The sequence below is a fragment of the Orbaceae bacterium lpD02 genome (genome assembly GCA_036251875.1).
In the GTDB taxonomy this organism is placed as follows: domain Bacteria; phylum Pseudomonadota; class Gammaproteobacteria; order Enterobacterales; family Orbaceae; genus Orbus; species Orbus sturtevantii.
Genome location: CP133960.1, coordinates 1,482,337 through 1,495,244, shown reverse-complemented (window position 1 = coordinate 1,495,244; position 12,908 = coordinate 1,482,337). Strand labels below are relative to the sequence as shown.

Sequence of the window (12,908 nt, the reverse complement as noted above, 5' to 3'; positions counted from 1 at the left end):
CATGGCATAATTTGACTCTCAATAAATTATTTAGACAAAATGATTAATATTATATGGCTCTAATTACATTACACGATGCTTATCTCTCTTTTAGTGATGCTCCGCTACTTGACCATGCGAGTTTGTCGATCGAGCAAGGCGAGCGAGTCTGTTTAGTCGGGCGAAATGGTGCAGGAAAATCAACACTACTAAAAATTCTAAATCGCGAAATTCCATTAGATGATGGGCAAATTATTTTTGAAAATGATATTGTTGTTTCGCGCCTACAACAAGATCCTCCTCGTAATGTTCAAGGCACAATATTTGAGTTTGTTGCAGAAGGCTTACAAGAAGAGGCGGAACTACTTAAAGGCTATCATGGACTACTGCGAACGATTGAACATGATCCTAGTGAAGAGAATTTAACTAAATTAGGTAAGTTGCAAGAACAACTTGATGCTCGAAATGGTTGGTTGATCACTAACCGTATTAATAATGTCTTATCTGAATTAGGACTAAACGCTGATACAGAACTATCATCGCTCTCTGGCGGGTGGCTACGTAAAGCTGCTTTTGCTAAAGCCTTAGTGTGCGGGCCGGATGTATTATTATTAGATGAGCCAACTAACCATTTAGATATTGATACCATTAAGTGGTTAGAAGGTTTTTTGAAAAATTTTTCAGGCAGCATTGTCTTTATTTCACATGACCGTTCATTTATTCGTCAGATGGCAACTCGAATTTTAGATTTAGATCGAGGCAATGTGACGGTTTGGCCAGGTGACTATGATCAATACTTATTAGGCAAAGAGGAAGCGCTTCGGGTCGAAGAGTTACAAAACGCGCTATTTGATAAAAAATTAGCACAAGAAGAGGTTTGGATAAGACAAGGGATTAAAGCCCGTCGTACACGTAATGAAGGTCGGGTTCGTGCATTGAAAAGCCTACGGCAGGAACACTCTAATCGTAGACAAGTAATGGGCACGGCAAAAATCCAAATTGAAGAGGCGCTTCGTTCTGGTAAAATTATTTTTGATATTGAAAATTTAAGCTATCAAATAGCCAATAAAACGTTGATTAATAATTTTACAACTCAAGTACTAAGAGGCGATAAAGTTGCCTTAATCGGACCAAATGGTGTAGGTAAAACAACATTGATCAAGTTGATGCTAGAGCAAATACAACCAACATCCGGTAGCATTCATTGTGGAACTAAGCTTGAAATTGCCTATTTTGACCAATATCGCGCTGATTTGGATCCCGATAGAACGGTCATGGATAATTTAGCTTACGGCAAGCAGGAGGTTACGGTTAATGGACGAAATCGCCATGTGCTCGGTTATTTGCAAGATTTCTTATTCCATCCGAAAAGAGCACGCACGCCAGTTAGTGCATTATCGGGAGGGGAACGGAATCGTTTATTACTGGCGAAATTATTTTTAAAACCGAGTAATTTATTAATTCTCGATGAACCAACCAATGATCTGGATATTGAAACATTGGAATTGCTAGAAGAGCTGGTAAGTGAATATACCGGTACAGTTTTACTCGTTAGCCATGATCGCCAATTTGTTGATAATGTGGTCGATAGTTGTTGGTTCTTCGAAGGTAATGGGCAAATTAATGCTTATGCAGGGGGTTATTTTGATGCTTATCAGCAGCAACAAAATGCAAATTTACTTAATAATCGCCAGCCACGAGAGCAACCATCTACGCAGGTAAAAAAAGAGGCATTAACAGTAAGCAACCCCGCTGCCGCGACACAAAATAAGTCAAAAAAATTAACTTATCAGCAAACAAAAATGCTTGAATCATTGCCAGCTAAATTAGAGCTGCTTGAGCAGGAGATTGCTTTATTGCAGGAAAAAATTAGCAATAATGACTTCTTTAATCAGCCTCATGCAGCTTCTAATCAAGTATTACAGGATCTTGCGGTTAAGGAAAAAGAGTTTGAACAGTCATTTGAATTATGGGAGCAACTAGAAAATACCCGTAATAGTTAGGGTGCTTTATTTTGATGAATGGTGCTTAATCGGCTGAATTGACTTGCGTCATTATTAAAATTCATCAAAATAGTAAGCTGAATATTTTTTTATAGCCTAATAAGGTAATAGCTTTATATGCAGCAAAGTGATCATGCTAGCCATCAACATTATGCATTATGTCACCAGTGTGACATAATGTGTGAATTGCCGCCTATTGAGCAAGCACATCAAGCCGTCTGTCCAAGATGCCATACAAAGTTGGCTCGTGAATTGACTAATATGAGACGCGATACGGTTATTTATTCTAGTTGTGCTTTGATTATGTTATTGCTTTCTGCTAGTTTTGTTTTCATTCACATAAAAGTTATTGGCATTATTGATAATCTGCGGTTGCTGTCTATCCCGACTATTTTATATGAATATCAATATCCCTCGTTGATGGTACTTTTTTTACTATTTACCCTTATTTTGCCCATTTGTGTATTAATCATTCAGCTGATTCTTTGCAGTCCTATACGGTTATCAAAATACCATAAACGTAATTTGCTTATCGCCTACGGAAAATTAGAACATTGGTGTATGCCTGAAATTTTTATGGCAGGTGTGTTGGTGAGTTTTGTTAAGTTAACTAGCTATGGCGAAATAGGTGTGGATAAAGCCTTTTGGTCATTCGCATTATTTATCTTTTTCTATTTAAAATCGTCAATTGATTTTTCGCCTCGTAAGTTCTGGAATGAAATTGCGAGTAATAATTTTATTAAGACAAATTTGTTATCAGGCAAGACAGGGATGAGTCAAAATATTCGGTTATGTTTACATTGTCATGCCATGTTACCTGCAGAATTGACACATTGTCCGCGTTGTAAATGTAAGGGGACATTAAGGCAAAAAAATAGTATTCAATGGACGATTGCTCTACTAATGACATCTTTAATGTTTTATCTCCCAGCTAATATTTATGGCATTATGAATACTGTATTTTTGAGCGCAGAATCGAGCTCGACGATTCTTGATGGCGTTATTTATATGTGGCAGGAAGGTGACTACCCTGTGGCTTTAGTCATTTTTTCGGCAAGTGTGACTATCCCAATCTTAAAAATTCTTGCTCTAAGCTGGCTTTGCTATTTTGTGTTAGTCACAAGAAAGAAAAATAAAGATGACTGCCTGCAAATGAATCGATTATATAATATTGTTGAATTTATTGGTCGATGGTCGATGATTGATATTTTTGTTGTATCAGTAATTTCAGCGTTAATTCGTAATAAAGAAATGATGTCGGTATATCCCGATATTGGTGCAATTTTCTTTGCATCGGTCGTGGTGATTACAATGATTGCATCCCAAAAATATGACCCTAGGCTCATTTGGGATAAAAACTGATTTTATTTAATAAAAGGTGTGGTATGGCGTCAAATAAACTGGCAAAGAAATTGAAGATTAACCGTATTTCTGCAGTGTGGATAATCCCGATTATCACGTTAATAATTGGCATTTGGATGGTGTATACCCATTTTGCTGACCAAGGTATTGGTATTACTTTACTGGCTAATGATGCCAATGGTATTACCGCAGGCAAAACAGTGATTAAGAGTCGCAATGTTGATGTCGGAATCATCGAAAGTGTAACGTTAAGTAAAGATTATCAACAAGTCATATTGAAAGGTCAAATTTACCAAAATATGGCGCCTTTATTGAAGAATGACTCTATATTTTGGGTGGTTAAACCACAAATCGGACGAGAAGGCGTTTCGGGGCTAGGGACTCTACTTTCAGGAGTGTATATTGAACTCATTCCAGGCAATGAAGATAATCATTTTGATGATAAGCCATTTGCTCTGTCTGATAATCCTCCATTAGCAGGGCCCAATGCGCAAGGTATCCGTATTAATTTGAATAGCCGCCAAAGTGATGTTATTCCGCGTGGCGCCCCTGTTATGTTTCGCGGTTTTACGGTCGGTAATGTTGAAACTTCTGATTTTGATATTAAGGATCGGCAGATGAAATACCAATTATTCATTCCTAAACCTTACGACGTTCTGGTCACTGACAATGTTCGTTTTTGGAAAGAAGGCGGAATTAATTTCTCTTTATCTCCTCGCGGTGCAAATTTAGAAATCCCTTCACTTGAAGTTTTATTGTCAGGAGGTATTAGCTTTGATGTGCCTACGGGGAGTAAATTTGGTCCGCCAGCGCAACCGCTGTCAACTTATCAATTATATGAAGATAAAAATGCAATACAAGATTCGCAATATACTAATTATCACGAGTTTCTACTATTTTTTACCGATTCAATATCTGGACTAGAGGCTGGTGCGCCTGTCGAGTATCGAGGTATTCGTTTAGGTACCGTTAGTGAAGTACCATTTTACACACCAGATATGCTTAAATCATTGTCGGTGTTAAGTTATAATATTCCAGTATTAATCCGCATAGAACCTGGACGCTTAACTCAGGTGAGCAAAGAGCCAATTGATTTGACATCGTTACTGATTAAAGAGCAGCAAGTTGGTTTAAGAGCCTCGTTAAAATCGATTAATTTTTTAACCGGTTCATTGTATATTGATCTTGATTTTTATTCAGAAGTTAAAGACGATAAAATAGACTCAGCAAAAAAGGAATTTGGCTATGATACTATCGCCACAATTTCGACTGGATTATCGCAAATTCAATTAAAATTAATTCAAACATTAGACAATTTTAATCAGTTACCGCTTAATAAGACGGTGAGTGAATTTAATCAATCATTAACTCAGATTAAGCAATTAGTTAATTCATTAAATAAAATGACAAGTAGTAAAGAGATGCAGAATTTACCACAAGATATAAAGAAAACACTCGCTTCAATTAACGCAACATTAGAAGGATTACAACCTGGCTCAAAATTTAATAATCAGCTGAATACTGATTTGAAGAAGTTTGAGTCATTGATGGATCAACTTACGCCATTACTAAATACCTTAAATGATAAGAGTAATGCATTAATTTTTGCTGCGCCAATAAAACCCGATCCGCAGCCCAAAGCAAAAGGAAATTAAACCATGAAAAAACTGATTATTGGTTCGTTATTATTACTGCTTATAGGCTGTTCATCAAATAGCCCAAATAAAGTCTATTATCAATTAATTAGTGATTTTAATTCTAGCACTGATACACAACAGGTGGTGAGTAAAACCATTGTAATTGAACCCGTTAGTGTGGCAAGTTATCTTGATACGACCGGTATTTTATATCAATCGAATCCGATTGAATTTAGTACGGCTAATAATAATCTATGGTTAACACCATTATCCAACCAAATTGAGCAACGAGTGGTGCAGGATTTATCAGCATTACTGCCAGGATACTTAGTTACAACGACCCCATCAAGTGACCCAGCAGTTAAAATTAAATTATTTATTGACGGTTTTCATGGCTGCTACACCGGTGACGCGATTATTAAAGGGTATTGGATGATAACGGATCTTGATAATAAAGTGACGTTAAAACATTTTGATTTCAAAATCCGCTTAGCTGAGGATGGTTACCCGACTTTAGTTAAAGCTTTATCTACTGGTTGGCAAAATGAAGAAATTGATTTAATAAGAAGCACCAAACTTTAACTTTGTTTCACGTTTATATTGGCAACCTAATTTGATCGCGATGATTAAGTTGCCATTATGACTATTTTACGACTTCGATTGTTACGCCATAGCGTGTTTTCTGCTTGCTGTTTGACGCTATTGGTTTATTTATTCTACTCGTTTCGACGCAGACAAAATGATGATAGCTTTCATCATCCAGATCGATAACGTTCTTAGCGCCATCCCAAGGCGTCCATGTAACAACGTCGCTGTGGTTATGATGAGTGATTTTAATAGTATGATCTTTATCTTTAATTAATGAGATAGAGGCGGGATGAGTATAAATGCGATCGACAGCCTGATCAAAGGTCATTTGGCCCACAATTTTCGGCTCATTGCGTGTAGTTAAACGTTCTTCATAGGTATCACCTAATCCGCTAACGGTGATCGCCGAGATATCACTGATACCAAAGTAGCTATGTAAAGCCCCAGTTGCATTAAAATCGCCTTGGTATGCGAGTTCTAGTTGGCAGGTTTTACCCAAATGTAGTTTTAGTTCGAGTTCAAAACTATGAGGCCAATACCGTCTTGTTCTTTCATTGTCTTTTAAGGATAAAAGAATATCGACGCCATGTTCGTTTTCTGTGCATGATGTTAATTGCCAATCAACAATACGTGCAAATCCATGTGCTGGCTCGGCTACCTTTCCAAACCATGGCCAACAAACGGGTATTCCACCACGAATAGCGGTGCCTTTTTTAAATATAGTTTTTTCACTTAGCCAAATTATTGGTCGTGATGATTGTTTGGGATGCCAATAAAGCAAATGTGCACCTTGTAGCGAAATAGCGGCGCAGCACTCGGGATGGCTAATAACCAGTAGTGTATGCTCACCGTAATTAGTCTGATAAACGCTTTTAGTTATTGTTTCTTGATGATCATGGGTATTTTTTATTATTTGAATAATCGACATCTCATTTTCTCCATAATAATGTTTACATTGATGTTATTGTACGCTTTTGAGCATGTCCGTAAAGTGTGAATAGATAAATGATTTATGATGCTAAATTTAGTTAATTACAGTTATTTTGAGACTTTTATCACGTTTTATAATTAAAATGTTATTAGATAAACATTTAATTGTTATTATTATAACAATATTAGTAAAACAACTCGACATTAGGAGATATTGCAACATGAATTATGAATCCATTAATTATGCAAAATATATCGATCACACTTTATTAAAAATGGATGCGACAGAAGCAGACATTAAAGCGATATGTAAGCAAGCTATTGAGTATAATTTTTTCTCGGTATGTGTTAATTCTTGTTATGTTCCGCTGGTATCAAAAGAGTTAGCTAGCTCTAATGTTAAAACGTGTTCGGTGATAGGCTTTCCTTTAGGAGCTTGTTTAACGAGTGTTAAAGCTTTTGAAACTAAAGCCGCGATTGAAGCTGGCGCAGATGAAATTGATATGGTCATTAATGTTGGTTTTTTAAAAAGCAAGAATATGGATAAGTTTATTGATGATATCCGCCAGGTCAAAGTCGTCACTGCTGGTGCGGGAGTGTTATTAAAAGTGATTCTTGAAACATGCTTATTGAGTAAAGATGAGATTAAAAAAGCCAGCGAAATCTGCCGCGATTTAGACGTTGAATTTGTTAAAACATCAACAGGTTTTAGCTCTGGTGGTGCAACCGTTGAAGATGTTGCTTTAATGCGTGAAACAGTAGGCAATAAATTAGGTGTTAAAGCATCGGGTGGCGTGCGAGATACAGCAACTGCTTTGGCAATGATTAAAGCTGGTGCGACGCGTTTAGGCAGTAGCTCGGGCGTCGCTATTGTGTCTGGTGAAAAAGATAACCACAATGGCTACTAGAATACAGCTTAATACTGAGATGCCTCAAAATGAGTAAACGGCAAGAACGGGTAAAGCAACTAATTGAATTATCGAATAAATATGATAATTTACATATTAAGGACGCGGCAAAATCACTTAACGTGTCTGAAATGACAATTCGACGCGATCTTAGTAATGTTGCTTCCTATCCTCTTTATTTACTTGGTGGATATATTGTATACAATAAAGAATACCATAGTATTTCTCAGTATTTTATGTCAGAGCAGCAGCAGCGCAATGTGAGTGAAAAAAAATATATTGCTCATTTAGCGGCGAGTTTAGTACAAAATAATGAGATGATTTTTTTTGATTGCGGAACGACCATCCCTTATATTATCGAGTATATTCCTGAGCATATCTATTTTACCGGCTTGTGTTATTCACTTAATGTGTTTCTTGCATTACAAAAACGAGGTAATTGTAAAATAATTTTATGTGGTGGCATTTTTGAAAGTGACAATGCTATATTTACGTCAATTAATGAGCTATCTCCTTTAGATATTATTTGTCCCTCAAAATCATTTATTTCGGCGGCGGGTATTTCACTTAAAGGTGTAACATGTTTTAATTTACCTGAGGTTATTTGGAAGACAAAGGCAATAGGTCGAGCAAATACTAATGTCTTAGTTGCCGATAGTAGCAAGTTTGATGGACTAAAATCAGCCTGCTTTGCTCAGTTGTCTGATTTTGATATCATCATTAGTGACCATATTAGTGATAAGTATTTAGCCTATTGTAAAAAAAGTAATATTACAATTTATCAATAAATTTTGAAGTGAGTTATATTGATATGGTCAAGAGTCAACTTTGATAAAAGAACAATAGAGAGAGACAAAAATGAAACGTGTTTTTATTATGGTACTCGATTCCTTTGGGATCGGAGCAACACAAGATGCTAACAAGTTTGGAGATGTTGGAGCTAACACTTTAGGGCATATTGCACAGTGGTGCGAAAAACATCGTAAAAATACCGATGGTAGCCCAAAAACATTGAATTTACCTAATCTAAATAAATTAGGTTTAGGCAAAGCCGCAAAAGAATCGAGTGGCGTTTTTCCTATTGGCTTAGATGAAAATGCTGACATTATTGCTTCTTATGGTTATGCCGCCGAGTTATCATCAGGTAAAGATACCCCTTCTGGGCATTGGGAAATAGCAGGTGTGCCGGTTTTATTTGATTGGGGCTATTTTGCCGATAAAGAAAACAGCTTTCCGCAGGAGCTATTAGATATTTTAGTCAAAAAAGCTGATTTACCGGGTTATTTAGGTAATTGCCATTCATCTGGTACCGTTGTTTTAGATGAACTAGGTGAAGAGCATATGAAAACAGGCAAGCCTATTTTTTATACTTCAGCCGATTCGGTTTTCCAAATTGCATGTCATGAGGACACTTTTGGTTTAGAAAGACTATATAAATTATGTGAGCTTGCTCGCCAAGAGCTAACTGATGGTGGTTATAATATCGGCAGAGTCATTGCTCGTCCGTTCATCGGTAATAAAGCAGGCGAGTTTGAACGTACAGGGAATCGGCACGATTATGCGGTTGAGCCGCCATCAGCAACTGTGCTGCAAAAATTAGTTGAAGAGAAGCAAGGAGAGGTTGTTTCAATTGGTAAAATTGCTGATATTTACGCTCACATTGGCATTACTAAAAAGATCAAAGCGACAGGAATTGATGAATTATTCAATGCAAGCTTAATTGAAATAGCGCAGTCTAAAGATAATACGATTGTATTTACTAATTTTGTCAATTTTGATTCAGATTTTGGGCATCGTCGAAATATTGAAGGCTACGCGCAGGCTCTTGAACTATTCGATCGCCGTTTACCTGAGATGCTAGCATTAGTAAAAGAAGATGATATGCTCATTATTACTGCCGACCATGGTTGTGATCCTTCATGGAGTGGCAGTGATCATACACGTGAGCATATTCCGGTATTGATTTATAGCCCCAATTTAGCTGTTAAAAATTTAGGACTTTGCCCAACATTTGCCGATATTGGCCAAACGATAGCTCATTATTTTGCAACTTCACCAATGGACTATGGCAAGCCTTTATTTACATTCAAATAGAGTGTAGTGATAAAACAATGCCCGTATTATTATGGGCATTGTTATTAGATGTTCTTAATATGAGCAATATTACTTTTCATGATTATTCTGCGTAACAGGGGGGTTGTGAGTATTTTAGCTTTAATTATTTTGCTTAATAACTTGATGCGTAATTTAATTGTCTTTTGGTAGTAGGCTTTATTAGGATTTTTGGTGTTGTCATTCAAAATTCGGCTTAGGATCTCGGCGCTGTCAAAAGCATAGCTAATCCCCTCTAATGAGCTGGCACTAATAAAGCCAGCTGCCTCACCAATTAAAAAAATACGTTCGTTACCAACATGAAAATCTCGCCAGCGTTGAGGATAAATAACATGACACTTTTCGGTTTTTATGGGCGCACCAAAAGTAAAGCCATTTTGTGCTAGCTTCTGTTTTAGTTGTTCGAATTTTTGATTAGCCTCTTTTTTAGGAAAGGCGCCACCAAAAATAAAATAGTCATCTTTAGAGATGCTCCAAGCATAGCAATTGGTAAGGGTGTTATCAAAAATACAAGAATAAAAGGGGACAGAGTGTGCTTCCGCAAACCATTGTTGAATAGCTATATATTGCCTGATGTTATGATTTGGGTAACGCATTCTTCTAACCATTGAATCAGCACCGTCAGCGCCGACCACATACTTGGCGGTGATGACTTTCTCTTGATTATTTTCGACAAAGGTAACTTGATAACCATCAATGATCCGTTCAATTTTTTTACAAAGCGTGTTGTGCCTAATATCAACATGCTTTGCAATAAGTGATTTTTGCCACAAGTCAAACTTATGCCGATCAAAATTAATATAAGTTCGTTGATAATTACGAATAAGATTGGTTTGTAAGTCTAGCGTTTTGACACTAAATATTTGCGGATTAGCTAAGATTTCCGTAGGAAGATTAAGATTAAACCGAATAAAAGCACGCTGTGAATCGGTAGCGAGTAAACCACCACACGGCTTATTAAATCCATCAGTTCCACAAGCGTGTTTTTTATCTAGAGCGATTACGTTAAGTTCAGGCTTCAGCAGACGTGCTAATGTTGCACCAGCAGGACCAAGGCCGATAATCGCAATATCATAATCCATTTTAACTATTTACTCCGGCTGTTTTGACCACTATTGTAGCTTATGCATTACATAAATTATAGTGAATCTTCTCTTGAATTTAGAAAATTTACGCCAATATAATACAAATGTCGCGACTCGATAAATAAGCATTTAATAAAGGTATTATAATGACAAACCCACTATTAGTTAAATCAGAGCTTCCTCTATTTGCAAAAATTAAGCCCGAGCATGTGTTACCAGCAGTTAAACAAACGATCGCTGATTGCCGTAATGTTATTGAAAACGTGGTAAAACAAGATAACTATACGTGGGAGAATTTAATTCAGCCAATCGATGAGGCTGATGAACGATTCAGTCGTGTTTGGTCACCGGTAAGCCATTTAAATTCTGTTAAAAATAGCAATGAGCTTAGGGAGGCTTATGAAGCCTGTTTGCCTTTATTATCCGAATACAGTACTTGGGTTGGGCAACATAAAGGGCTTTATTTAGCTTATAAGTCTCTAAAAGAAAGCAGCGAGTTTCTAAATTTGACTAAAGCAAAGCAAAAATCGATAACTAATGCATTACGTGATTTTGAATTATCAGGTATTGGGCTTGATGAGGATAAGCAAAAACGCTACGGTGAAATCGTGGCGAAGCTATCTGAATTATCGTCTAATTATAGTAACAATGTTTTAGATGCCACAATGGGTTGGAGTAAGCTTGTTAGTGATGTTGGCATTTTATCTGGTTTACCAGAAAGTGCGCTGGCTGCTGCAAAAGCTCAGGCTGAAGCTAAAAGCCAAGATGGTTGGTTATTAACGCTAGATATGCCAAGTTATATTCCTGTTATGATGTACAGTGATAATCGTGAATTGCGTTATGAAATGTATTATGCCTATTCAACTCGAGCATCAGATCAAGGACCAAACGCTGGTAAATGGGATAATACTGATAATATTAAACAAATATTAATGTTACGCCACGAACTTGCGCATATTCTTGGTTTTGACTCTTACGCGCATCGTTCTTTAGCAACCAAAATGGCTAAACAACCAGAGCAAGTTATTCACTTTTTAACTGATTTAGCCGATAAAGCCAAACCTCAAGGTGAAGAAGAGCTGGCGCAATTAAAGCGTTTTGCGTATGAACATTTTGGCGCCAGTGATATCCAACCATGGGATGTTAGCTACTATAGTGAAAAACAAAAACAATTTTTATATACCATTAATGATGAAGAACTCCGCCCCTATTTTCCCGAAAATCGCGTTATAAGCGGGTTATTTGAAGTGGTGAATAGAGTATTTGGCATTACAGTTAAAGAGCGTGAAGGTGTTGAAGTTTGGTCTCCAGAAGTGCGTTTCTTTGATCTTTATGACCAAAAAGGCGATTATAAAGCGAGTTTTTATCTTGACTTGTATGCAAGAGAGCATAAGCGTGGTGGGGCTTGGATGGATGATTGTATTGGCCAGATGCGATTTGCTGATGGTCATTTGCAACAGCCAGTTGCCTATTTAACGTGTAATTTTAATCGTCCAATAGGCGATAAACCTGCTTTATTTACTCATGATGAAGTTACAACACTATTTCATGAGTTTGGTCACGGATTACATCATATGCTCACTCAAATTGATATTGCTTCTGTTGCGGGTATTAACGGTGTGGCATGGGATGCAGTTGAACTACCGAGCCAGTTTTTAGAAAACTGGTGTTGGGAGCCCGAAGCGTTGGCCTTTATTTCCGGTCATTATCAAACAGGCGAACCGTTGCCTAAAGATATGCTCGATAAGATGCTTGATGCCAAAAATTATCAAGCGGCACTCTTTATTTTACGCCAGCTTGAGTTCGGTCTATTTGATTTTCGCCTTCATTATGAGTACTCGCCGGCTGAAGGTGCGAAAATTCTTGAAACCTTGCAGCAAGTAAGAGATAAAGTAGCCGTTACACCAACTGCTCAATGGGGGCGATTCCCTCACGCATTTAGCCATATTTTTGCGGGAGGCTACGCGGCGGGTTACTATAGCTATTTATGGGCGGAAGTTTTATCTGCAGATGCATTCTCTCGTTTTGAAGAAGAAGGTATTTTTAACATTAAAACGGGCAGTGACTTTTTAGACCATATTTTATCGCAAGGCGGTAGTGATGAACCCATGACATTATTTAAAAACTTTCGAGGACGCGAGCCTCAGCTCGATGCAATGTTACGTCATTACGGCATTAACTAATTATATTTATTATTAAAATCATAGGTGCATCAGTGTTATTGGTGCACTTTTTGGTTTGAATTACCAACAAATATTATCGATAACAGAATTGAAGAATCACCTTGTTATTGTCGTTTATCGC

10 protein-coding genes are annotated in these 12,908 nt (G+C 37.2%); 8 read left to right on the top strand and 2 right to left on the bottom strand.

Annotation, left to right across the window (positions count from 1 at the left end; genetic code table 11):
• Positions 1 to 53: 53 nt before the first annotated feature.
• The 4 genes from RHO12_06460 (at position 54) to RHO12_06445 (ending at position 5,563) form a co-directional block, all read left to right on the top strand.
• Positions 54 to 1,982 carry an ABC transporter ATP-binding protein gene (locus RHO12_06460; GenBank protein WVD65036.1) on the top strand — a complete coding sequence of 643 codons (1,929 nt, stop codon included), beginning with the start codon at positions 54 to 56 and terminating at the stop codon, positions 1,980 to 1,982.
• Between the two features lie 117 nt (positions 1,983 to 2,099).
• Positions 2,100 to 3,344 (top strand): PqiA/YebS family transporter subunit, encoded by a 1,245-nt coding sequence (locus tag RHO12_06455; protein ID WVD65035.1) that lies wholly within the window; start codon positions 2,100 to 2,102, stop codon positions 3,342 to 3,344.
• Positions 3,345 to 3,367: 23 nt separating this feature from the next.
• On the top strand, positions 3,368 to 4,999 hold the full coding sequence (gene pqiB / locus RHO12_06450) for an intermembrane transport protein PqiB (protein WVD65034.1): 1,632 nt from the start codon (positions 3,368 to 3,370) through the stop codon (positions 4,997 to 4,999).
• A 3-nt stretch (positions 5,000 to 5,002) separates the two neighbouring features.
• A complete protein-coding gene (locus RHO12_06445) occupies positions 5,003 to 5,563 on the top strand; it encodes an ABC-type transport auxiliary lipoprotein family protein (protein ID WVD65033.1) in 561 nt (186 codons plus the stop codon).
• A 61-nt stretch (positions 5,564 to 5,624) separates the two neighbouring features.
• Here RHO12_06445 and RHO12_06440 read toward each other — a convergent pair whose 3' ends face one another.
• Entirely contained in the window at positions 5,625 to 6,497 is an 873-nt protein-coding gene (locus tag RHO12_06440; GenBank protein ID WVD65032.1) for a D-hexose-6-phosphate mutarotase, read from the bottom strand.
• Between the two features lie 223 nt (positions 6,498 to 6,720).
• Here RHO12_06440 and deoC point away from each other — a divergent pair, with 223 nt between their 5' ends.
• From deoC to deoB, 3 genes are all read left to right on the top strand, one after another.
• On the top strand, positions 6,721 to 7,407 hold the full coding sequence (deoC, locus tag RHO12_06435) for a deoxyribose-phosphate aldolase (protein WVD65031.1): 687 nt from the start codon (positions 6,721 to 6,723) through the stop codon (positions 7,405 to 7,407).
• Between the two features lie 29 nt (positions 7,408 to 7,436).
• Positions 7,437 to 8,195 carry a DNA-binding transcriptional repressor DeoR gene (gene deoR / locus RHO12_06430; protein ID WVD65030.1) on the top strand — a complete coding sequence of 253 codons (759 nt, stop codon included), beginning with the start codon at positions 7,437 to 7,439 and terminating at the stop codon, positions 8,193 to 8,195.
• A 70-nt stretch (positions 8,196 to 8,265) separates the two neighbouring features.
• Entirely contained in the window at positions 8,266 to 9,501 is a 1,236-nt protein-coding gene (gene deoB, locus RHO12_06425; protein WVD65029.1) for a phosphopentomutase, read from the top strand.
• A gap of 44 nt (positions 9,502 to 9,545) precedes the next feature.
• Here deoB and RHO12_06420 read toward each other — a convergent pair whose 3' ends face one another.
• Positions 9,546 to 10,601 carry an FAD-binding protein gene (locus RHO12_06420; protein WVD65028.1) on the bottom strand — a complete coding sequence of 352 codons (1,056 nt, stop codon included), beginning with the start codon at positions 10,599 to 10,601 and terminating at the stop codon, positions 9,546 to 9,548.
• Positions 10,602 to 10,750: 149 nt separating this feature from the next.
• On the opposite strand from RHO12_06420, the gene prlC reads away from it, so the two are divergent.
• A complete protein-coding gene (gene prlC, locus RHO12_06415) occupies positions 10,751 to 12,787 on the top strand; it encodes an oligopeptidase A (GenBank protein ID WVD65027.1) in 2,037 nt (678 codons plus the stop codon).
• Positions 12,788 to 12,908: the final 121 nt, after the last annotated feature.